The 20590-nt window shown below is 65.8% G+C and carries 22 protein-coding genes; 9 read left to right on the top strand and 13 right to left on the bottom strand.

From position 1 onward, the window contains the following. Nucleotides 1–68: 68 nt before the first annotated feature. From purU to E5675_RS04150, 10 genes are all read right to left on the bottom strand, one after another. Nucleotides 69–941, bottom strand: coding sequence for a formyltetrahydrofolate deformylase (gene purU / locus E5675_RS04195; RefSeq protein WP_136173479.1), 873 nt, complete (start codon nt 939–941; stop codon nt 69–71). Between the two features lies 1 nt (nt 942). Then, nucleotides 943–1329, bottom strand: a complete 387-nt coding sequence (locus E5675_RS04190; RefSeq protein ID WP_136173478.1) for a VOC family protein — start codon at nt 1327–1329, stop codon at nt 943–945. 13 nt (nt 1330–1342) lie between these two features. Continuing rightward, entirely contained in the window at nt 1343–2455 is a 1113-nt protein-coding gene (locus tag E5675_RS04185; protein WP_136173477.1) for an S-(hydroxymethyl)glutathione dehydrogenase/class III alcohol dehydrogenase, read from the bottom strand. Between the two features lie 169 nt (nt 2456–2624). Beyond that, nucleotides 2625–4004, bottom strand: a complete 1380-nt coding sequence (locus E5675_RS04180) for an L-serine ammonia-lyase (RefSeq protein WP_136173476.1) — start codon at nt 4002–4004, stop codon at nt 2625–2627. Nucleotides 4005–4221: 217 nt separating this feature from the next. Further along, complete coding sequence (locus tag E5675_RS04175; RefSeq protein WP_136173475.1) at nt 4222–4836, bottom strand: superoxide dismutase; 615 nt, start codon at nt 4834–4836, stop codon at nt 4222–4224. 88 nt (nt 4837–4924) lie between these two features. Beyond that, a complete protein-coding gene (locus tag E5675_RS04170; protein ID WP_136173474.1) occupies nt 4925–6493 on the bottom strand; it encodes a cisplatin damage response ATP-dependent DNA ligase in 1569 nt (522 codons plus the stop codon). Next, nucleotides 6490–7506, bottom strand: coding sequence for a ligase-associated DNA damage response exonuclease (locus E5675_RS04165; RefSeq protein WP_136173473.1), 1017 nt, complete (start codon nt 7504–7506; stop codon nt 6490–6492). Before E5675_RS04165 ends, E5675_RS04170 begins: the two co-directional genes overlap by 4 nt. Continuing rightward, nucleotides 7506–8933 carry a UdgX family uracil-DNA binding protein gene (locus tag E5675_RS04160; RefSeq protein WP_136173472.1) on the bottom strand — a complete coding sequence of 476 codons (1428 nt, stop codon included), beginning with the start codon at nt 8931–8933 and terminating at the stop codon, nt 7506–7508. The genes E5675_RS04165 and E5675_RS04160 overlap by 1 nt, the downstream gene beginning before the upstream one ends. Further along, nucleotides 8930–10180 carry a putative DNA modification/repair radical SAM protein gene (locus E5675_RS04155; RefSeq protein ID WP_136173471.1) on the bottom strand — a complete coding sequence of 417 codons (1251 nt, stop codon included), beginning with the start codon at nt 10178–10180 and terminating at the stop codon, nt 8930–8932. The genes E5675_RS04160 and E5675_RS04155 overlap by 4 nt, the downstream gene beginning before the upstream one ends. Before the next feature lie 55 nt (nt 10181–10235). Continuing rightward, entirely contained in the window at nt 10236–11711 is a 1476-nt protein-coding gene (locus E5675_RS04150) for a GAF domain-containing protein (RefSeq protein WP_247594775.1), read from the bottom strand. A 276-nt stretch (nt 11712–11987) separates the two neighbouring features. Between E5675_RS04150 and E5675_RS04145 the strand changes: the two genes are divergently transcribed. Next, entirely contained in the window at nt 11988–12782 is a 795-nt protein-coding gene (locus E5675_RS04145) for a response regulator (protein WP_136173469.1), read from the top strand. 114 nt (nt 12783–12896) lie between these two features. On the opposite strand, the gene E5675_RS04140 is transcribed toward E5675_RS04145, so the two are convergent. Both E5675_RS04140 and E5675_RS04135 read right to left on the bottom strand, forming a co-directional pair. Then, nucleotides 12897–13511, bottom strand: coding sequence for a sigma-70 family RNA polymerase sigma factor (locus E5675_RS04140; RefSeq protein WP_136173468.1), 615 nt, complete (start codon nt 13509–13511; stop codon nt 12897–12899). An 81-nt stretch (nt 13512–13592) separates the two neighbouring features. After that, on the bottom strand, nt 13593–13997 hold the full coding sequence (locus tag E5675_RS04135) for a BLUF domain-containing protein (RefSeq protein ID WP_136173467.1): 405 nt from the start codon (nt 13995–13997) through the stop codon (nt 13593–13595). A 172-nt stretch (nt 13998–14169) separates the two neighbouring features. On the opposite strand from E5675_RS04135, the gene E5675_RS04130 reads away from it, so the two are divergent. The 4 genes from E5675_RS04130 to E5675_RS04115 all read left to right on the top strand — a co-directional run bounded on the left by E5675_RS04130 (nt 14170) and on the right by E5675_RS04115 (nt 17187). After that, the gene (locus E5675_RS04130; RefSeq protein WP_136173466.1) at nt 14170–14400 is read left to right on the top strand and encodes a NepR family anti-sigma factor; all 231 of its coding nucleotides are present in this window, start codon (nt 14170–14172) and stop codon (nt 14398–14400) included. Next, nucleotides 14400–15035 carry a sigma-70 family RNA polymerase sigma factor gene (locus E5675_RS04125; protein ID WP_136173465.1) on the top strand — a complete coding sequence of 212 codons (636 nt, stop codon included), beginning with the start codon at nt 14400–14402 and terminating at the stop codon, nt 15033–15035. The genes E5675_RS04130 and E5675_RS04125 overlap by 1 nt, the downstream gene beginning before the upstream one ends. 183 nt (nt 15036–15218) lie before the next feature. Beyond that, a complete protein-coding gene (locus tag E5675_RS04120) occupies nt 15219–16394 on the top strand; it encodes a PQQ-dependent sugar dehydrogenase (protein WP_136173464.1) in 1176 nt (391 codons plus the stop codon). A gap of 43 nt (nt 16395–16437) precedes the next feature. Then, on the top strand, nt 16438–17187 hold the full coding sequence (locus tag E5675_RS04115; protein ID WP_136173463.1) for an alpha/beta fold hydrolase: 750 nt from the start codon (nt 16438–16440) through the stop codon (nt 17185–17187). A 142-nt stretch (nt 17188–17329) separates the two neighbouring features. Here the strand turns inward: E5675_RS04115 and E5675_RS04110 are convergent, their stop codons facing one another. Continuing rightward, the gene (locus E5675_RS04110) at nt 17330–17848 is read right to left on the bottom strand and encodes a GNAT family N-acetyltransferase (protein WP_136173462.1); all 519 of its coding nucleotides are present in this window, start codon (nt 17846–17848) and stop codon (nt 17330–17332) included. Nucleotides 17849–18100: 252 nt separating this feature from the next. On the opposite strand from E5675_RS04110, the gene E5675_RS04105 reads away from it, so the two are divergent. The 4 genes from E5675_RS04105 (at nt 18101) to E5675_RS04090 (ending at nt 20547) form a co-directional block, all read left to right on the top strand. Continuing rightward, complete coding sequence (locus E5675_RS04105) at nt 18101–18565, top strand: Rrf2 family transcriptional regulator (protein ID WP_136173461.1); 465 nt, start codon at nt 18101–18103, stop codon at nt 18563–18565. Beyond that, entirely contained in the window at nt 18558–19253 is a 696-nt protein-coding gene (locus E5675_RS04100) for a class I SAM-dependent methyltransferase (RefSeq protein ID WP_136173460.1), read from the top strand. Before E5675_RS04105 ends, E5675_RS04100 begins: the two co-directional genes overlap by 8 nt. Before the next feature lie 56 nt (nt 19254–19309). Then, entirely contained in the window at nt 19310–19855 is a 546-nt protein-coding gene (locus E5675_RS04095) for a helix-turn-helix transcriptional regulator (RefSeq protein ID WP_136173459.1), read from the top strand. Nucleotides 19856–19935: 80 nt separating this feature from the next. After that, nucleotides 19936–20547 carry an HD domain-containing protein gene (locus E5675_RS04090; RefSeq protein WP_136173458.1) on the top strand — a complete coding sequence of 204 codons (612 nt, stop codon included), beginning with the start codon at nt 19936–19938 and terminating at the stop codon, nt 20545–20547. Nucleotides 20548–20590 lie beyond the last annotated feature (43 nt).

Below are 20590 nucleotides of genomic sequence, written 5' to 3'. Positions count from 1 at the left end.
GATACCTACTCCGCCCGCCGGGGCAGGACCAGCCACGATAACGGCCCCTGTTCACCGAAAATGACGAATTAGCGGAACACCACCGTCTTGCGCCCGTCGATCAACACCCGCTGTTCGGCGACCCAGCGCACCGCCCGCGCGAGCACCTGCGCCTCGGTATCGCGGCCGATGCGGATCAGTTCTTCGACCCCGTCGCGGTGATCGACGCGCTCGACCGCCTGTTCGATGATCGGCCCCTCGTCGAGGTCGCTCGTCACGAAATGCGCGGTCGCGCCGATCAGCTTGACCCCGCGCTCGTGCGCGCGGTGATAAGGCTTGGCGCCCTTGAAGCCGGGCAGGAAGCTGTGATGGATGTTGATGCAGCGGCCCGCGAGCTGCGCCGACAGATCCTGCGACAGCACCTGCATATAGCGCGCGAGCACCAGATATTCGGCCCCGCCGCGCGCCATCACGTCGAGGATCGCGGCCTCCTGTTCGGCGCGGTTGGCGTCCCTGACCGGCAGATAGTGAAAGGGCACGCCGTGCCATTCGGAGAGCCGCCGCTGCGCCTCATGATTCGACACCACGCCGACGATGTCGATCGCGAGATTGCCCGTCGACCAGCGGTGGAGCAGGTCATTGAGGCAATGGCTGCCCTGGGACACCGCGATCACAAAGCGCGGCTTGGCGGTGCGGTCGCTGATCCGTGCGTCCATCCGGAACCGCTCGACGATCGGCGCGAAGGCGTTCTGCACCCCCGCCAGTCCCGCGGGAAAGCGCGGCCCTTCGCCGCGAAACTCGACGCGCATGAAGAAGCGACCCGAATCGAGATCGGCATATTGCTGGCTATCGAGGATAAAGCCGTCGCGTTCCGCGAGCAGCCCCGTCACCGCCGCGACGATCCCGACCGCGTCGACGCAACTAAAAGTCAGCACATAGGCGGGTGCGCGATCGTCCGCCATCTCAGCCCGAAATCTTGTGCGTCGCGCACAGCTTGTTGCCGGCGGGATCGCGCAGATAGGCGAGGTAAACGACACGCCCTTCGGTGGCGTGGCGAATACCCGGCGGGTCTTCGGCCGTCGTCCCGCCGTTCGCGACCCCCGCGGCGTGCCAGGCGTCGACCGCATCGGTCGAGGGCGCAAGGAACCCCAGCGTATGCCCGTTACCGCACACCGCGGCCTCGCCGTTGACCGGATGCGTGACGATCAGCCGGCCTCCCGCGTGCATGTAGATCAGTCGCCCGCGCTCGTCGATCACGCCCTCGGTCGCACCGAACGCGCCCAGAATTGCGTCGTAAAACCGCTTGCTCGCTGCGATGTCGTTCGACCCCAGCGCCACATGGCTGAACATGGCGTGTCTTCCCTCAGTAAACGACGACGCTGCGGATGCTTGTCCCCGCATGCATCAGGTCGAAGCCCTTGTTGATCTCTTCGAGTCCCATGACGTGGGTGATCATCGGGTCGATCTCGATCTTGCCCTGCATATACATGTCGACGATCTTGGGCACGTCGGTGCGCCCCTTGGCGCCGCCGAACGCTGTGCCACGCCAGTTGCGCCCGGTGACGAGCTGGAACGGCCGCGTCGCGATTTCCTTGCCCGCCTCGGCGACGCCGATGATGATCGAGGTGCCCCAGCCGCGGTGGCAGGCCTCGAGCGCGGTGCGCATCACCTCGGTGTTGCCTGTCGCGTCGAAGGTGTAGTCGGCGCCGCCGTCGGTCATCGCGACGATCGCCGCGACGACATCCTCGCGGCTCATGCCCTTCGAATTGAGGAACTCGGTCATGCCGAACTTGCGGCCCCATCCCTCGCGGTCGGGGTTGATGTCGACGCCGATGATCTTGTCGGCGCCGGCAAGCCGCGCGCCCTGAATAACATTCAGCCCGATGCCGCCAAGGCCGAACACGACGACATTGTCGCCAACCTGCACCTTGGCGGTGTTGATCACCGCGCCGACCCCGGTGGTGACGCCGCAGCCGATGTAGCAGCTCGACTGGAACGGCGCATCCTCGCGGATTTTCGCGACCGCAATCTCGGGCAGCACGGTGAAGTTCGAGAAGGTCGAGCAGCCCATATAGTGAAAGATCGGCTGGCCCTTGTACGAAAAGCGCGTCGTGCCGTCGGGCATCAGCCCCTTGCCCTGCGTCGCACGGATCGCGGTGCAGAGGTTGGTCTTGCCCGAAAGGCAGCTTTTGCACTGGCGGCATTCGGGGGTGTAGAGCGGGATGACATGGTCGCCCGGCGTCACGCTGGTAACGCCCGCGCCGACCTCGCGCACGACGCCCGCGCCCTCATGCCCCAGCACGCTCGGGAAGATGCCCTCGCTGTCGAAACCGTCGAGCGTGTAAGCGTCGGTGTGGCAGATGCCCGTCGCCATGATCTCGACCAGCACCTCGCCCGCCTTCGGGCCTTCGAGGTCGAGCTCGACGATCTCGAGCGGCTTCTTCGCTTCGAACGCAACGGCGGCGCGGGTCTTCATGGGCGGGTCTCCTTCTCGGGCGTCCCAATCAGGCAAATGGGGCGGCAATGCAAGATGCGAGGCGGGTCGCCCCCAACTTCGTCACCCCGGACTTGATCCAGGGTCCACGACTTCCGCGCTGCGATGGACCCGAATCAAGTCCGGGGTGACGATGAAGATAGCGTGGTGCTCAACACTCCACCACACTGACCGCCAGCCCGCCTTTCGACGTTTCCTTATATTTGTCGCGCATGTCGCGACCCGTTTGCAGCATCGTCGCGATCACCGTGTCGAGGCTGACGACATGCGTGCCGTCGCCGATCATCGCGATGCGGCTGGCGTCGATCGCCTTGATCGCACCCATCGCGTTGCGCTCGATGCACGGGATCTGGACGAGGCCGCCAATGGGATCGCAAGTGAGGCCGAGGTTATGCTCCATGCCGATCTCGGCGGCGTTTTCGACCTGCGCGTTGGTGCCACCCAATGCCGCGGTCAGCCCCGCCGCCGCCATCGAGCAGGCGACGCCGACCTCGCCCTGGCAGCCGACCTCGGCGCCCGAGATGCTGGCATTGCGCTTGTAGAGCGCGCCGACCGCGCCCGCGGCGAGCAGGAAGGTGCGTACCCCCGCCGCGTCGCCGCGATAGCTGCGCCGGTAATAGCGGATCACCGCCGGGATGATCCCCGCGGCGCCGTTGGTTGGCGCGGTAACGACCTTGCCGCCCGCGGCATTTTCCTCGTTCACCGCCATCGCCCACAGGTTGATCCAGTCCATCATCGCCATCGGATCGGACAGATTCTGTTCGTGGCGGCTGCGGATGTCGGCGGCGATCTGCGGCGCGCGGCGCTTGACCTTGAGCCCGCCGGGCAGGACGCCCATGCTCGAGCAGCCCGCGTCGATCGAGCCGTCCATTGCTCCGGCGATCGCATCGAGCCCGGAATTAACCTCGTCGAGGCTGCGGTGCGCGAGCTCGTTTTCGAGCATCATCTCGGCGAAGCTCTTGCCCGAGGCCGCGCCCATTTCCATGAGGTCGGCGCCCGAGGTGAAAGCGAAGGGCAGTTCGATCTCGTCCTCGGCACCGCGGCTGTTGCGCCCCGCCTCCTCCTCGTCGACGACAAAGCCTCCGCCGATCGAGAAATACATGCGTTTCGCAAGGATCTCGCCCTCGCCGTCGCGCGCGGTGAAGCTCAAGGCATTGCTGTGGAACGGCTGGCGCTGGCGCATCTGGAAATGCAGGTCGCGCGCCGGCTGGAAGCGCACGCGCTGCCGCCCGAGCAGGTAGAGAAAGCCCTCGCTCTCCGCCCGGTCCCAATGCGCCTTGATCACCGCGAGGCTGGTCGAGGCTGGGATTTCGCCCGCGAGTCCCGCGACGACCGCGGTGTCGGCGGCGTGGCCTTTCCCGGTCAGCGCGAGCGAACCGTAAAGATCGGCCTCGACATGCGTGGTTTTCGCGAGCAGCGCCTGCTCGTCAAGCCAGACCGTGAACCGCCGCGCGGCAACCATCGGGCCCACGGTATGCGAGCTGGAAGGACCGACACCGATTTTGAAGAGTTCGAACAGGCTGATCGTCATGGCGCGCCTATAGGCGCATCGCGATCATCGGGATAGGCCCGCGCGGGCCAATTTTCGTTACAGATTACAACAATGACCCTCCCTGTCGCCAAGCGACGGGGAGGTGGCAGCCCGAAGGGCTGACGGAGGGGCTGGCAGCGCTACCGTCGCGGCCCCTCCACCACCGCTTCGCGGCGGTCCCCCTCCCCACGGCGCCGCCGCAGGGAGGATCAACGGATCAGGCCGGATAGGTCCAGGTCCCCTCGCGCGCGAAATTCTCCGCCGCGAAATCCCAGTTGAGCAGTTCGTCGACCACCGCATCGACATAGGCCGGGCGCAGATTCTTGCGGTCGATATAATAGGCGTGCTCCCACACGTCGATCACGAGCAAGGGCTTGATGCCCGCGACGAGTTCGGTGCCGGCATCGTGCGTGTCGGTGACCGACAGCGTGCCGTCGCGCGAGACGAGCCAGGCCCAGCCCGACGCGAAATGGTTGACCGCGGTTTCCTTCAATTTCTTCTTGAGCTCGTCGAGCGAACCGAAATCGCGGTCGATCGCGGCGGCGAGATCGCCGGCGGGCGCGGTCTTCGTGGGGCTCAGGCTGTTCCAGTAAAAGGCGTGGTTCCACGACTGGGCGCTGTTGTTGAACAGGCCCTTGTTGCCCGACCCTTCGGCGTGGTGGATGATTTCCTCGAGCGGCTTCGATGCGAGATCGGTGCCCTCGATCGCGGCGTTCGTCTTGTCGACATAGGCCTTGTGGTGCTTGCCATGGTGCGTCGCCAGCGTGTCGGCCGAGATATGCGGCTCGAGCGCATCTTGGGCGTAAGGCAGGGGAGGATGGGCGATCGTCATGGCAGTCTCCTTTTTCGTGTTCGGGGGTCTAACTCGGTATCGAGCTTCCGAGTTGCAACCCTGCGACCGCAAATTTCCCGGTTATTTTTCAGGTCACCATCCCTCGCAGCGTCGCGATGCGGTCGGCTTCCTCGGCGGGCTTGTCGCGGCGGATGCGCGAAATGCGCGGGAAGCGCATCGCAAGACCCGACTTGTGGCGCTTCGATGCATGGATCGAATCGAAGGCGACTTCGAGCACAAGCGACTTTTCGACCTCGCGCACCGGGCCGAAGCGGTTGAGCGTGTTGTCGCGCACGAACTTGTCGAGCCACTTCAGCTCCTCGTCGGTGAAACCCGAATAGGCCTTGCCGACGGGGAGCAACTCGCCTGCGTCGGACCAGCAGCCGAAGGTATAGTCCGAATAGAAGCTCGCGCGACGGCCGTTGCCGCGCTGCGCATACATCATCACGCAATCGGCCGTGAGCGGGTCGCGTTTCCATTTATACCACAGCCCGGCGCGGCGGCCCGCGACATAAGGCGCGTCGCGGCGCTTGAGCATCACCCCCTCGATCGCGGCGTCGCGCGCGCCGGCGCGGCGTTCGGCGAGGTCGTCGAAGTCGGCCGCGTCGATCACCTGCGACAGGTCGAAATGGCTGTCGGCGAGACGCGGGACGAAGGCCTCCAATTGCCGCCGCCGTTCAGTCCACGGCAGCGGGCGCAGATCGTTGCCGTCGACCGCGAGCAGGTCGTAAACGCGAACGAAGGCCGGATAATCGGCGAGCATCTTTTTCGACACCGTCTTGCGCCCGAGCCTCTGCTGCAAGGCGTTGAAGCTCGCAGCCTCGCCGCCCTGCACTTCGCCGCGCACGAGCAGTTCGCCGTCGATCACCGCCTCCTGATCGAACGCCGCGACCAGTTCGGGGAAGGCGCCGCTGATCTCCTCGCCGCCGCGGCTGTAGATGCGCGTCTCGCCACCGCCATGAACGATCTGGACGCGGATGCCGTCCCACTTCCACTCGGCCGCATAGTCGGCGAGGTCGATGTTCTCGGCTTCGAGCGGATGCGCGAGCATGAAGGGACGAAAGAAAGCGACGTCGGCGAGGTCGGGCCGTTCCGCCCTTCCCTCGCCCCACGCGAACAGCGGCCCATAGGGCGGCGGGATCGCGTGCCACAGCTCCTCGACATCGTCGACGGGCACATCGAAGGCCTGCGCAAACGCCTGCTTCGCCAGCCGCGCCGACACCCCGACGCGCATGCCGCCGAGCGCGAGCTTGAGCAGCGCATAACGCCCGTCGGCATCGAGACGATCGAGCAAGGACGCGACAACCGCGGGCGCATCGCTGCGGCTCGTGGCGGCCAAAGCATCCACCGCCTCCGCCACGCTGAGGTCGGCTTTCTTCCCCGGCGCATCGGGCCACAACAGCGCCGCCGTCTCCGCCGTATCGCCAACGAAATGTCGTGACAGGCGAAACAATTCTTCGTCGACCCGCGTCGCCAACAACGTCCTCACCGTCCCGGACTTCACCGCCGGAAAATCGAGCGCCTCGGTCAGCGCGGCGAGCGCCCAGCCGCGGTCGGGATCAGGGGTATGGCAGAGGTAATCGACGATCAGCGCGAGCTTGCTGTTGCGCGAGCGCGTATAGATCAGCCGGTCGATCAGGGCGGCGAAGCGCTTCACGCCTCTTCTTCCTCCAGATCGCGGCCGACAAGGTGCAGCGCGCGTGCCTTGCGCTGCGTGAGTTCGCACCAGCGCAGCAGCCCGTCCTCGCTGCCGTGAGTGATCCACGTCTCGCCGGGGTTCACCTCCGCGATCGTCGCGGTGAGCTCGTCCCAGTCGGCATGATCCGAAATGACGAGCGGCAGTTCGACCATCCGCTGCCGCGCGCGCTGGCGCACGCGCATCCAGCCCGACGCCATCGCGGTGATCGGGTCGGGCAGCCGCCGCGACCAGCGGTCATTGAGCGCCGAGGGCGGCGCAAGAACGATCTGTCCTGCCATCTCGACCTTGTCGGTCTGCGAAACGAGCCGCAATTCGCCGAGTTCGACGCCGTGGATCGCATAAAGCTGGCACATCTTCTCGAGCGCGCCGTGGATATAGATCGGAGCGTCCCACCCCGCGCCGCGCAATTCGGCGATCACGCGCTGCGCCTTGCCGAGCGCATAGGCGCCGACGAGCACGCTGCGATCTGGCTCCGCGCGCACCGCGCCGATCAGCTTGGCGATCTCGCCCGACGTCGGCGGGTGGCGGAACACCGGCAGGCCGAAGGTCGCCTCGGTGATAAAGATGTCGCATGGCACGACCTCGAAACGCGCGCAGGTCGGGTCAGCGCGGCGTTTGTAATCGCCGGTGACGACGATCCGCTCGCCCGCATATTCCATCAAAATCTGCGCGCTGCCGAGCACATGCCCCGCGGGGTGGAAGCTGAAGCGCACTCCGCCACGCTCGAACCCGTCGCCATAGACAAAGGCTTGATTACGGCTCGCCTCGGCATCGATGCTGTAGCGCAGCGCCATGATCGCGAGCGTTTCGGGGGTCGCGAATACTGCGTCATGGCCGCTACGCGCGTGATCGGCATGGCCGTGCGTCACCGCGGCGCGCTCGACCGGGCGCGACGGGTCGATCCACAGGTCGGCGGGCTTCACATAGATGCCGCCCGGATGCGGCTCGATCCAATGCTTCGACTTCGCCATCAGGCGGCGAGCTTTCGCGCGCGGATCAGGTCGGCGATGAAGGCCTTGCGCTCCTCGGCGGCGCGTGTCCGGTCGGGCATGCGGAGCAGGAAGGACGGATGGATCGTCGCGATCAGCTTCGTCCCCCCTTCGAGTTCATGCACGGCGCCGCGCATCGACTTGATGCTCGCGCTCTTCCCCGTCACCCCGCGCAGCGCGCTCGCGCCCAATGTGACGATCAGGTCGGGCTGCACCAGCGCGCGTTCCTTGTCGAGCCACCAGCGGCAGATATCGATTTCGCCCGTCGTGGGATTCTGGTGGAGCCGCCTTTTGCCGCGCGGCTCGAACTTGAAATGCTTGACCGCGTTGGTGAGGAACAATCGCGCGCGGTCGAGCCCTGCTTCTTCCAGCGCCTGGTCCAGCACCAGCCCTGCCGGACCGACGAACGGCCGCCCCTGCAGATCCTCCTGGTCGCCCGGCTGCTCGCCGACCAGCATGATGCGCGCCGCTTCCGGTCCCTCGCCCGCCACGCCCTGCGTCGCATTGCAATAGAGCGGACAGCGCGTGCAGCGGTCGATCGCGCGCGCGACGTCGCCCAGCGTTTTCACATCGTCGTCGAGGAGCAAGTCTTCGGGCACGCGCGTCCGCCATTTTTCGGTCAACGGGTTCGCCATGGAAACGGCCGCTTCGCGCATGCGTTCCACCCGCGCCTCGGCGCCCGCGAGCAGCGGCGCGATATCCTGCGCCTCGGGCAGATTCTTCCAATATTTTTTCGGCATTTCGGCGCGCATCGCGTCGATCTTCACGCGCGCCGGGTTGAAGATGGCGCCATAATAGGTGCGCCACTGATCCTCGACGACATCGCTGCCCGGCACCTCGTCCTTCGTCCCGCCGGGGCCGTAGACAAGCGTCTCGCCCTGCCAGATCGCGCGCGCATCGGGAGTGACGATCGCCCAGTCCATTCCCGTGAAGCGCCGCTGAAAGAAGGGCGCGGTCAGCCGTAATATTCGATGCGTCGGCTCGAACCAGGCGGCGAAACTCTCGCGTCCTTCTTCTTCACCGAGCCGCCGGAAGCGAACGAACGCGTGCATCTTGTGCACGTCACGGCGGATCGCCTTGTCGGCCTTACGCAGCCAGTCGACATCGGCGTCGGTGGTCCGCGCCAGAAGCAGGCGGTCGCGCGCCGCGCGCCAGATCACGCGATAGAGCCGCGCCGGCACCTCGGCGCCGCGATGACAGATCACGCGCTCGGCGATTTCGAGCAACTCGCGCGGCAGCACCACCGCACCCGGGCGTGCCGGAGTGCCCGCCTCGCCGAACAGCGATGCCCCCGCCGCGCTGTCGCACCAGCTCACTTCCTCGGGCGCGACGCCGTTCGCGAGCAGCCCGCGTGCGGCGCTCCGCCATTCGGCGAAATCGCCCGGCACCGCGAGAACGACCTCCCTCACAGCGCCAACGCCAATTGCTCGGCCGGGGGCGCGAAGCGCGCGCGGAGGTCTGCGCTGTCGGTGAGCTTGCCCGGCCGCCAGTCAGGGGTGACGATGAAGGGCAACAGTTTCTTCACCGAGGCGGTGAGCTTCGCGAGGTCGCCGAGACCGAGCTTGCCCAAACGCCGCGCCGCGACGATGCGGTCGACCGCGCGCGTGCCGAGCCCGGGCACGCGCAGCAGCAGCTCGCGCGGCGCGCGGTTGATGTCGACCGGAAAGGCCTCGCGCCGCTGGAGCGCCCACGCGAGCTTGGGATCTATGTTCAGGTCGAGCATGCCGCCGGTCGCCCCCTCCATGATCTCGGCGCGTTCGAAGCCATAGAAGCGCAGCAGCCAGTCGGCCTGATACAACCGATGTTCGCGCATCAGCGGCGGGCGCACCGGCGGCAGGTCGCTGCTCGCATCGGGGATCGGGCTGTAGGCCGAATAATAGACGCGGCGGAGCTGGTATCCCGAATAGAGGTTCGTCGCGGTCTTCAATATATCGTCGTCGCGCGCCGCATCGGCGCCGACGATCATCTGCGTCGATTGCCCCGCAGGCGCAAAGCGCGGCGGCATCGCCTTGCCGATCAGCCGGCTCTTCGCGGCTTCGGCCGCATCCTCGGCGCCGACGCGCACCGACGCCATCGTCTTGCGAATCGTCTCGGGTTTCTTCTCGGGCGCGAAGTTCGACAACCCAGCCTCGGTCGGCAGTTCGACGTTGGTCGAAAGGCGATCGGCATAGAGTCCCGCGAGCGCGATCAATCCTGGGTCGGCGCCCGCAATCGTCTTCAGATGGATATAGCCGGCAAAGCGATGTTCCTCGCGCAGGATGCGCGCAACCTCGACCAGCTGCTCCATTGTATAATCTTCGGAGCGGATGATGCCCGACGAGAGGAACAGTCCTTCGATATAGTTGCGCTTGTAGAAATCGAGCGTGAGCCGAACGACCTCTTGAGGGCTGAAGCGCGCGCGTTCGACATTGCTCGACGCGCGGTTGATGCAGAAGCGGCAGTCATAGATGCAAAAGTTCGTGAGCAGGATTTTGAGCAGCGAGATACAGCGCCCGTCGGGCGCATAGCTGTGGCAGATGCCCATGCCCTCGGTCGATCCGATACCCCCTGTTTCGGTCGAATCGCGCTTTACCGTCCCCGACGACGCGCACGACGCGTCATATTTCGCCGCGTCGGCGAGCACGGCCAGCTTTTCGAGAATCGCTTTGGCGGACATGCCGCATGGCTAGCATGAGAACATAGATAGAACAAATAATCCAGGTTAAGGGCGATCAGGCCTCTCGCCACCGCGCGGGGAGCGTGATGTCGACGATCAGCCCGCCGGGTTCCCACCGGCGTTCGATCGTCCCGCCGAGGTTGTTCTTGACGCTCCGCTCCATCAGCAGCGTGCCGAAACTGGTGCGCTCGGGCGCGGCGACTTTGCGATCGCCGCCGCTTTCGGCCCAGGTCAGGCGGAATCTGCGATCGTCGTTGCCCTCGGCCTCTTGCGTCCAGCTCACCTCGACCTGGCCGTTCGCGCCAGTCAGCGCGCCATGCTTCGCGGCATTGGTCGCGAGCTCGTTGAAAAAAAGCGCCATCGCGACGAGCGCATTTTCGGGAAGCAGCAGGTCGGGCCCCGACCAGCGGATGCGCGGAAAGGCCGCCTCGACCTCGCGCATCAGCGCGTGCATCGACCCCGTCATGAAATTGGCGCCGAGCAGGACGTTCTGTGCGCGGTTGAGCGCGTCGAGCCGGCTGCTGATCCGCTCGACATAATCGTCGACATCGCGCGCCGCGTGGCGGGTGAGCGAGATGATCGCGCCGACCGTCGCGAACAGGTTGCGCATCCGGTGGTGCAGTTCGCGCATCAGCAGATTGGCGTTTTCCTGCCGGCTTTTCTGTTCGGTGATATCGATGCTGACCCCGGTCAGGATCGCGTCGTCGGTCCTGACATCCCAGTCGGCGTGGACCGCGATCCAGCGCACGCCGCGTTCAGGGTGCTGAATGCGATATTCGGTCGCATAATGCGCACCATGCGCCACCGAATTGCCGAGCACGCCGCGGACCGCGTCGCGGTCGTCGGGATGGAGGCGGTCGAAGAAGTCGTCGACATGCGCAAGCGCGGTTGCATAGTCGGCGCCCCAGAGTTCTGCCGCCGCGCCGCTCCACTGGATCGCGCCCGTACGGGCATCGTAACGCCAGGTCGCTATTCCCGAAAAATCGAGCGCGCGCTCGAGCGTTCGCTTCGCTTCGTCACGTTCGCCCACGATACGGCGCAGGTCGGCCTCGGCCATGATGATTCCCGCGAAATCCTCCAGCCGTTCGAGTTCGGTGGGGGTCAACGGCGCCCGCTCCTCGCGGTCGATCAGGCACAGCGTCCCGAGGATCGCGCCATTATAGGCGCGGAGCGGCACCCCGGCGTAGAAGCGGATATGAAGGTCGCCGGTGACGAGCGGATTATCGCGAAAGCGCGGGTCGCCCATCACGTCGGTCACCACGAAGGGCTTTCCTTCGGCGACGACATATTGGCAGAAGCTTATCTCGCGCGGCGTTTCGGTTGCCTCGAGCCCGTGGGCCGATTTGAACCACTGGCGGCACTCGTCGACGAGCGATACCAGCGCGATCGGCACGCGGTACAGATCGGCGACCATCTTGGTCACGCGATCGAACGCCGCCTCGGGCGGCGTATCCATGATGCGATATTCGCGAAGCGTATCGAGGCGCAGCCGTTCGGCTCTTTTTGCCTCTTCGCTGCCTCCGTCCGCCAATTCCCGTCCCCCGCCGCCGTGCGATGCCGCCCCATCGCTATATTCCCCGGGCCGCCGCTCTGCCATCGATATGGTCCCTACTAAAGCATTCTTGCCGCGCAATAAGAAAGTGGCGACATTCTATCCACTTACATCGCGGCTCTCTGGCGTCCCGGCTAAATCTACGCTTTAACGCGCGACAAGTTGCAGCCCGGCGTATCGCTTTTTGGGCATCCGTCGAGGGAACCGACCCGCGCGGGCGCGCGTATGACTGCTCTCAAGAGGGAGGTATTTTGCATGACATTGGGTGAGGAAATTCGGGGCCATCTTCCCTATCTGCGCCGCTACGCGCGCGCGCTGACGGGCAGCCAGCAGCATGGCGACAATTTCGTTCACACCACCCTCGAAGTCATCGTCGCCGCGCCTGATGAATTCCACAGCGGCGACGGCACGCGGATCGACCTCTACCGCAATTTCCACCGCATCTGGGAAAGCGCCTATATCGACGATGGCGAAGGCCGCGACGACGAAGAGCATCCGCTGGTCCGCGCCGCGCACCAGCGCCTCGTGCAGCTCACTCCGCTCGGCCGGCAGATATTGCTACTCACAGCGCTCGAGGGGTTTTCGGTCGAGGAGGCGGGGCTGATCACAGGCACCGATCAGCCAACGGTCGAGACACTGCTCGCCGACGCGGTCGGCGAACTCGACCGCGAGTCGCGCACCTCGGTGCTGATCATCGAGGACGAGCCGTTGATCGCGATGGAGCTCGAACAGATCGTCCGCGACCTCGGTCACCGCGTCGCGGGGATCGCGACGACGCACGAGGACGCGGTCGCGGCGTTCGAGGAAACCGACGCCGGCCTCGTCCTCGCCGACATCCAGCTTGCCGACGGATCGTCAGGGATCGATGCGGTGCAGGACATCCTCGCGATAGCGCCGGTGCCGGCGATCTTCATTACCGCCTTTCCCGAAAGGCTCCTCACCGGCGGACGGGTCGAGCCGACCTTCCTGATCTCGAAGCCGTTCCGCGAGAATACGGTGCGCGCCGCGATCAGCCAGAGCCTGCTCTTCACGCCGCAGCTTGCGGCGTAACGCATAAGGACGGCACCGGCCCGCTCCCCCTCCCGGCCTCCCGACAGCGTATCCTGAAATTGGAGGGCGGGGGAGCGGGCCGGTGCCGTTTCCGACGTCAGTCGAAAAAGCGTCTCAATCGGGCGAAGGCCCGCCGCCGGTCAGATGGTCGACATTGTCCATAATCGACCGGAACGCTTCGCTCGACGGTATCTCGTCGGCGCTGCGCCGCGGCATCTCGCCGCTTTCGAGGATCGTCTGCAGTGCGGCGCGGCCGCGCGATACGCGGCTCTTCATAGTGCCGACCGCACAGCCACAGATCGCCGCGCCTTCCTCATAGGATAATTGCCCCGCGCCGATCAGCACCAGCGCCTCGCGCTGGTCGACGGGCAGCAACAATAGCGCGCGCTGCACGTCGGCGAGGTGCAGGCTGTCGTCCTGATCGTCGGGCGCGACGAGGAGCCGCTCGGCCGCCATCTCGTCATATTCGGCAGTGAATTTCTTGCGCCGCATCTGCGACAGGAAACAGTTGCGCAGGATGACGAAGGCCCAGCTCTTCATGCTGGCGGGCCCCGGAATATATTGCGCGCGCGCCTTCCACGCCTTCAGCATCGTTTCCTGTACCAGGTCGTCGGCAAGGTCGGCATTGCCGCACAAGCTGCGACCGAACGCGCGCAGATGCGGTAGCATCGCGGCCAATTCACGCTTGAAGCTGGCATCGTCGAGCGGTTGAGGCGTTACGTCGCTGATAAAAAAACCTTTGCGTGACGATGTCGGTTCATATCATGAACGGCTTAGCGGGTTGGGTTGGCATTGCAAGCGCCCGCCCGGTCACCCGACGCGCGGGCGGCGCCCCAGCGCCATGAAATTGGCGAATATCCGCTCGTCCTGCACATCGATCCGACCGTTGGCCGCGAGCCGCGCCAAGCCATCGCCCTGCCATTCGAAGCGCGGGTCATAGAGCATCGCCCATTCACCGAAATCGCGCGTCTCGACGGCGCGGCGCCGCACTTCGACCATGCCACTGTGACGCGGATCGTCCCTGATGACCGCAAGACATGCCTCTACCCGGTCGTCCGGCCCCTCTAAAAGCTGGAGGAAATTATGGCCGTTATAGACAAGCGCTCCGGTCAACTCGTCGCGCGCGTTGTTGCGACGCGCCGAAACGAGAATCGCAACGATATCCTCGTCCCTGATCAACGGATCGGCGACACTCACATATGTAACGGAAAGCAACTGGTCGTCTCCCGAAGACCGGCCAAGGGCGGGCCAAGCGTGACCCCTCACATCCCTTTGCTTAGGGCCGGTGTGGTTTCTTGGCAACGCGTTCGTCGCAAAAAACAGAAGTCGTGGAACCTGCGGCGCTTTTCCTCGTTGCTCTCGCATGGCTACGCAAGGCAATGACAGGATGAACGGAAAGGGCACTCTCCCGCCCGGCGCCGATGCGCCGCGCCGTGCACAGGGGAGCTTCCCCGGAACGCAAGGCGACCAGTGGCATCGCACCCTGACCGGACGGCAGGCGCCCGAGCCGGTGAGCGCCAAGTTGCGCATGATTTATGGCAATATCGTTTCCGAACAATTGCCCGACAACATGCTCGACCTTCTGTCCCAGCTCGATCAGAAAAGCCCGAAGCAATAATGACCGGAACCCCCGCCGCTGCATCGCAGCCGCAGGCCGACACCCTGTCGGACAGCGAATTCAAGGCACTGCTCGCCGGCGTCATTCCGCATCTGCGCGCCTATGGGCGCAGCCTTTCGGGCAATCCGGATCTGGCCGACGACCTGACGCAGGATACGATGGTCAAGGCGTGGGCGTCGCGCGAGCGGTTCGAGCGCGGCACCTCGATCAAGGCGTGGACCTTCGTCATCCTGCGCAATACCTTTCTGTCGCAGATGCGCCGCAACAAATTCGTCGGCGAATATGACGAGACAGCGGTCGAACGCACGATGTCGACCCCCGCGAACCAAGAAGACAGCGGCGAGATGGCCGACCTCCAGCGCGGCCTCATGGAGTTGCCGCAGGACCAGCGCGAGGCGCTGATTCTCGTTGGCGCCGGCGGCATGTCGTATGAAGAGGCCGCGAGCATTTGCGACTGCGCGCTCGGCACGATGAAGAGCCGCGTGTCGCGCGCGCGCGCGGCGCTCGAGGAGATCATGAACAGCGGGCAATTCTCACAAAAGCGCGCCGATGCGCCGCCGTCGAGCGAGGCGGTCGATGCGATCATGGACAGCGTCGAGACGATCACCGCGCGGCGCGAAGCGGCGAACCGCTAAGCCCGAACGCGGGCTTTCTTTTCCGTTCATACCGAGCTTGTCGAAGCACCGTCCTTATTCAACGACGCCAAAGGAAAGAACGGCCCTTCGACACGCTCGGGGCAAACGGATTGCGGGTACTCGACATTGAGCATTGATCACGTCAAAAATGACGTGTCTTCCCTAGTAAAGCGAGCCTCCCCGATGAAAAACCTGCCGTCCCTCGCCCTGATCGCGGCGCTCGCCGTCGCAGCCTGCTCGGCGCCCGGTGCAAGCGAAGCCGCTCCGCCCGACATCGCCAAGCTCGACGCATCGGGCGATCATCCCGCGACGCCGCTCGCCGACGCGCCTTTCACGGTGCAAGAAATAGCCGATTTCAACGAACCCTGGGCGATGACCTTCATCCCCGGCACCCGCGCAGCGCTGATCACCGAGAAATCGGGCAAATTGAAGCTGTGGCAGGAAAATGGTCCGACGCAGGACGTCGCGGGCGTGCCCGCCGTCGCCTATGGCGGTCAGGGCGGCTTCGGCGACGTCATCGTCGCCCCCGATTTCGCCGCGACCGGCACCATCTATCTGAGCTGGGTCGAAGCGGGCAGCGGCGGCACCTTCGGGGCCGTCGTCGGCAAGGCGAAGCTAGTCCAGGGCGCGGCGCCGCGGATCGAGGGCCTCCAGATCATCTGGAAACAGGATCCCAAGGTGGCGGGTCGCGGCCATTTCTCGCACCGCCTCCTCTTCTCGCCCGACGGCAAATATCTCTTCATAGGGTCGGGCGAGCGGCAGAAGTTCGATCCGGCGCAGGATATGAAGGCCAATCTCGGCAAGATCCTGCGCCTCAATCCCGACGGCAGCGTTCCGGCCGACAACCCCTTTGCCGATCAGGGCGGCGTGACTGCGCAAATCTGGTCGCTCGGCCACCGCAATATCCTGGGCCTCGCCTTCGATGCCACCGGCAAGCTCTGGAATCAGGAAATGGGGCCGAAGGGCGGCGACGAGGTCAATCTGGTCGAAGCCAAGGCCAATTACGGCTATCCGATCGTCTCTAACGGCGATCATTATGACGGCAAGGACATTCCCGACCATGTGACGCGCCCCGAATTCGCCGCACCTAAGCTGTGGTGGAACCCCGCGGTCTCACCCGCCGGCCTCGCCTTCTACAACGGCGACCTTTATCCCGGCTGGAAGAACAGCCTGTTGATGGGTGCGCTGTCGGGCGAGGGCCTCGTCCGCATGGCGATCGACGGAGAGACGCTGCACAAATCCGATCGCTGGGACTTCGGCCAGCGCATCCGCGAGGTCGAGGTGCGCGATGACGGCTCGGTCTGGCTGCTCACCGATGGCGAGGACGGCAAGCTGGTGAAGCTCGTCCCGAAGAAATAGCCCGCGGCTTTCGCCGCGGGGCAAGCATCCCTATATCGTTCCCATGATCCGCGGCTTCCTCACCCGGCGCGCCGAATGGCCCGCGCGCGTCCCCGATCCCGATGCACCGCCGCCGCTGACCTTGCTGTGGCGCGAGATCGGGTCGCTCGCGCGCGCGATCGGCGGCCGTATCCGTCCGCTGCCGCCCGAACCCAATCCCGACAGCGAGCATCCGCCGGTGATGGTGCTCCCCGGCTTCCTCTCGGGCGACTGGGCGACCAAGGCGCTGCGCGCCGACCTCCGCCGCTCGGGTTTCCGCTGCTATGCCTGGGGCCTCGGCTTCAACCGCGGCGCGACCGCCGACATCATCGATCGCATCGACACCCGCGTCCAGTGGATCATCGACCGCACCGGCTATGCGCCCGCGCTCGTCGGGTGGAGCCTCGGCGGCATCTATGCGCGCGAATATGCGAAGCACCATCCGGACAAGGTCGCGCGCGTCGTGACCCTCGGCTCGCCCTTTTCGGGCAGCCGCCGCGCCAACCGGGCATGGCGCCTCTACCACCTGATCGCGCGCCATCCGGTCGACAATCCGCCGATCGACTTTCACCCCGCGCCGCGCCCCGAAATGCCGACCTTCGCGCTTTGGTCGAAGCACGACGGCGTCGTCGCGGTGAACAGCGCGCGCGGGCTTCCGCACGAAAGCGATCGCGAGGTCGAGGTCGATTGCAGCCACATGGGCTTCGCCTATGCTCCCACTTCGGTCGCGGCGATCGTCAAGGCGCTGACCGAAGAAGTATCAGCGGCAGACTGATCCTCCCTGTGGCGAAGCCATTGGGAGGGGGACCGCTCGCTGAAAGCGAGTGGTGGAGGGGCCGCGACGATGGCGCCATCGCCCCTCCGTCAGCGGCTACGCCGCCGCCACCTCCCCATCGCTTCGCGACAGGGAGGATCGCTCAGCAGACGTCGATGCGATAGGCCGGCGCCGCGCGCCACGCCATCAGCATCCGCCCCGGCCGTTTCCCCGGCCGCCCGGTCGACACGAAACCGATCCGGCGCAGCAGCGCGCGCGAGCGCTCGTTTTCGAGATGGCATTCAGCGATGATCGAAGCACCCGGCAGCGACGCGGCGAGCGCCTCGACCACCGCGCGCACCGCCTCGGTCGCGATCCCCTTGCCCCTCACGCGCGCCGCGAACCAGTAGCCGATCTCATATTCGTCGCGCGCGCGGCGGTGGACGCCGATGACGCCGTTGAGATCGAGGCCGTGCTCGTCGCGCACCGCATGGAACACGTCGCCGCCGCCCGATCCCGCGATCAGCGCGCGGGCATCGGTTTCGGTGAAGGGCGCGGGCAGGAAATGGACGCGCGAGGTCACCGTCTCGTCGGTGATCGCGGCGAGCGCGCGGGCATCGTCGGCAAGCAGCGGCGTGATGCGGCAATGGGCGGTCGACAGGGCAAGCAAAGTATCGGTCATGTCGCGTCTTCTTCAAAAAGCGCGCGCCGCGGCCGGGGGTTCTGGTCTGATGATGTGATGACAACCATTCGCCTTCCGGTCACGGCGGCGATGGTCACAGGTGATGCCATGCCGCTCCTATGTAAAGGAGCGCCAATACGCCTTGAATCGGGTGGATCGGTCGTTGGTCATCGGCGCTGTGGCTAACGGCTCCGCCGCCCGCGGTCAATCCCGCGTCTTGACGATCGCATTTCACGCACTATTTAAAGTTACATGAAACGCGACAGCCGACTCTCGGGCGTGCTCCACGTCCTCCTCCATATGGCCGAAACGGGCACGCCGATGACGTCGGATCAGCTTGCGAAGGCGATGCAGACGCACGCGGTGGTGATCCGCCGCATTCTCGGCGGGCTGCGCGACGCAGGTTTCGTCCACAGCGAAAAGGGTCATGGCGGCGGCTGGACGATCGCAAAGCCCCTCGCCGAAATCACGATGCGCGATGTCTATAACGCGATCGGTCGGCCGAGCCTGATGGCGATGGGCAACCGCACCGAGGCGCCCGGCTGCCTCGTCGAGCAGGCGGTCAACGCCGCGCTCGATACGAGCTTTCAGGAGGCCGAGACGCTGCTGCTCGCACGCTTCGCCGAGGTCACGCTCGCTGAGCTCGCCGCCGATTTCCACGCGCGCATGGCCGCGCGATCCCCCTCCCCCACGACGCAGGAGCATATTCATGGCTGAAGGCGCCCAGCATTTCCTCGACAGTTTCAAGGATCCCGAAGCGGTCGCGCGCTACACCGAGGGGCCGCGCCGTTTCGTCCCCGGGCTCGACGGACTCCACCGCATGACCGGCCTCCTCCTCGCCGAGCGCGTGCCCGCCGACGCGCATATCCTTGTCCTCGGCGCGGGGGGCGGCAGCGAAATGAAAGCGATGGCCGAGACCTATCCGGGCTGGCGCTTCACCGGCGTCGATCCGGCCGGACCGATGCTCGACCTCGCGGCCAAGGTCATGGGCGCGAATGCCCACCGCGCCGAGTTGGTCGAGGGCTATATCGACGACGCGCCCGCCGGCCCCTTCAACGGCGCGACCTGCCTCCTGACGCTCCATTTCCTGGAAACCGAAGAGCGCATCCGTACCGCCGCCGAAATTCGCAAGCGGCTGAAACCCGGCGCGCCCTTCGTCGCCGCGCACGGCAGCTTCCCGCAGGGCGCCGACGAACGCGACCGCTGGCTCGACCGCTACGCGTCCTATGCGATCGCCTCGGGTGGCGATCCCGAACAGGTCGCCAAGGGCCGCGAGGCCGTCGCGACCCACGTCGCGATGCTCAGCCCCGAAGCCGACGAGGAGGTGCTGCGCGCGGCGGGCTTCACCGGCGTCGAACAATTCTACGCCGCCTTCACCTGGCGCGGCTGGGTCGGCTATGCTTGAGCGCCGCGTCCGACGCGCGATATTGTAGTGGCGCCGCGGCGCGCTAATATCGGGCGATGACACAGGATCTGCCGATCGGCCGGGCGCTCCGCCGCTTCCGCCGCCTCAACGCCATCAAGCAGGGCCATTTCGCGGAGCTGCTCGGCGTCGCGCAGGCGAGCGTCTCGCGCTGGGAAAGCGGCACGCACGAGCCCGACGCGGCGCACCGCGAGAAAATCGCCGCACTCATCGCCGCGCAGACGGGGAGCGACGCCGATGCCGCGCTCAAACGGTTGGTCGAGACCTCGACGCAGGCGGTCCACCTCGTCTGTGACGCGACGCACCGCCTGCTCGCGGCGTCGCCCGCGCGCGCGGCGTCGTGGAATGCCGACGCCGGTACCTATGTCGGCATGTCGCTGTGGCGCTTCGCAACGCGCGAAATCATTCTCGCCGAAGCGGGGCTCGCGGCGGCGGGCTGGTTCGAGCGCCCGTTCCAGACCCTCGACGTCCGGACCGGCGCCAACGGCAGCCGCGAAATCCCCGTCAGCCCCGGACGGATGCGCTGGGAGACCATTCCGCTTTCGGGCGGCCGCACAGGACGCCTGACGACGACGCTTGGCTGACGCGCATATTTTTTACGTGTCCGCGTTCGCGTCGCATTTCTATGGCGAACCCTTCAAGCGTCGCTGTGAAGGACCGCCCGATGGAACAGGCCATTCAGACAGATCCCGCCCGGCTCGAAGCCATCCTCGCTTTCGTCCAGGCGGCCGAGAAGCTCAAGGATACGCTGCGGAGCGGCATCACCGCGCAGGGCCGCGCCGAGAGTACCGCCGAACATAGCTGGCGGCTCTGCCTGATGACGATCTTGTTCGACCGCGAACTGGGCGATCACGACCGCCTCAAACTGCTCAAGCTGTGTATCGTGCACGACCTCGGCGAAGCGATTTCGGGCGACGTTCCGGCAACGCTGCAGGTCGCGGGCGACGGACGCGCCGCGCAGGAACGCGCCGATCTGATGACGTTGTGCGCCCCATTGCCGGACGACCTCCGCGACGAACTCGTCGCGCTGTGGGACGAATATAGCGCAGCCGCCACGCCCGAGGCGATCCTCGCCAAGGGCTTCGACAAGCTTGAAACCATGCTCCAGCACCTCGTCGGCAAAAATGGCCCCGGCTTCGACTACCGGTTCAACCTCGCCTATGGCGCAAAGCATACCGCGCGCCATCCACTGCTCGCGCAATTGCGCGCCCTCGTCGATCGGGAAACCCAAAAACGCGTGATAATGATGGCGCCGGCCGAGGCAGCTAAAGGCTGAACTCCGCCGGCGGCGCGATCAGCTCTTGGTTTCCGCGATGACA

Source organism: Sphingopyxis sp. PAMC25046 (assembly GCF_004795895.1).
GTDB lineage: Bacteria > Pseudomonadota > Alphaproteobacteria > Sphingomonadales > Sphingomonadaceae > Sphingopyxis.
This window is presented reverse-complemented; position numbering and strand designations above follow the sequence as displayed.

Excerpts from the sequence above, each read along its gene's own strand:
- E5675_RS04145 (WP_136173469.1), top strand. The coding sequence starts at position 11,988 with ATGACATTGGGTGAGGAAATTCGGGGCCATCTTCCCTATCTGCGCCGC.
- E5675_RS04100 (WP_136173460.1), top strand. The coding sequence starts at position 18,558 with ATGGCTGAAGGCGCCCAGCATTTCCTCGACAGTTTCAAGGATCCCGAA.
- E5675_RS04155 (WP_136173471.1), bottom strand. The coding sequence starts at position 10,180 with ATGTCCGCCAAAGCGATTCTCGAAAAGCTGGCCGTGCTCGCCGACGCG.
- E5675_RS04125 (WP_136173465.1), top strand. The coding sequence starts at position 14,400 with ATGACCGGAACCCCCGCCGCTGCATCGCAGCCGCAGGCCGACACCCTG.
- purU (WP_136173479.1), bottom strand. The coding sequence starts at position 941 with ATGGCGGACGATCGCGCACCCGCCTATGTGCTGACTTTTAGTTGCGTC.
- E5675_RS04190 (WP_136173478.1), bottom strand. The coding sequence starts at position 1,329 with ATGTTCAGCCATGTGGCGCTGGGGTCGAACGACATCGCAGCGAGCAAG.
- E5675_RS04180 (WP_136173476.1), bottom strand. The coding sequence starts at position 4,004 with ATGACGATCAGCCTGTTCGAACTCTTCAAAATCGGTGTCGGTCCTTCC.
- E5675_RS04165 (WP_136173473.1), bottom strand. The coding sequence starts at position 7,506 with ATGGCGAAGTCGAAGCATTGGATCGAGCCGCATCCGGGCGGCATCTAT.
- E5675_RS04130 (WP_136173466.1), top strand. The coding sequence starts at position 14,170 with ATGAACGGAAAGGGCACTCTCCCGCCCGGCGCCGATGCGCCGCGCCGT.
- E5675_RS04095 (WP_136173459.1), top strand. The coding sequence starts at position 19,310 with ATGACACAGGATCTGCCGATCGGCCGGGCGCTCCGCCGCTTCCGCCGC.
- E5675_RS04175 (WP_136173475.1), bottom strand. The coding sequence starts at position 4,836 with ATGACGATCGCCCATCCTCCCCTGCCTTACGCCCAAGATGCGCTCGAG.
- E5675_RS04185 (WP_136173477.1), bottom strand. The coding sequence starts at position 2,455 with ATGAAGACCCGCGCCGCCGTTGCGTTCGAAGCGAAGAAGCCGCTCGAG.
- E5675_RS04090 (WP_136173458.1), top strand. The coding sequence starts at position 19,936 with ATGGAACAGGCCATTCAGACAGATCCCGCCCGGCTCGAAGCCATCCTC.
- E5675_RS04120 (WP_136173464.1), top strand. The coding sequence starts at position 15,219 with ATGAAAAACCTGCCGTCCCTCGCCCTGATCGCGGCGCTCGCCGTCGCA.
- E5675_RS04110 (WP_136173462.1), bottom strand. The coding sequence starts at position 17,848 with ATGACCGATACTTTGCTTGCCCTGTCGACCGCCCATTGCCGCATCACG.
- E5675_RS04105 (WP_136173461.1), top strand. The coding sequence starts at position 18,101 with ATGAAACGCGACAGCCGACTCTCGGGCGTGCTCCACGTCCTCCTCCAT.
- E5675_RS04115 (WP_136173463.1), top strand. The coding sequence starts at position 16,438 with ATGATCCGCGGCTTCCTCACCCGGCGCGCCGAATGGCCCGCGCGCGTC.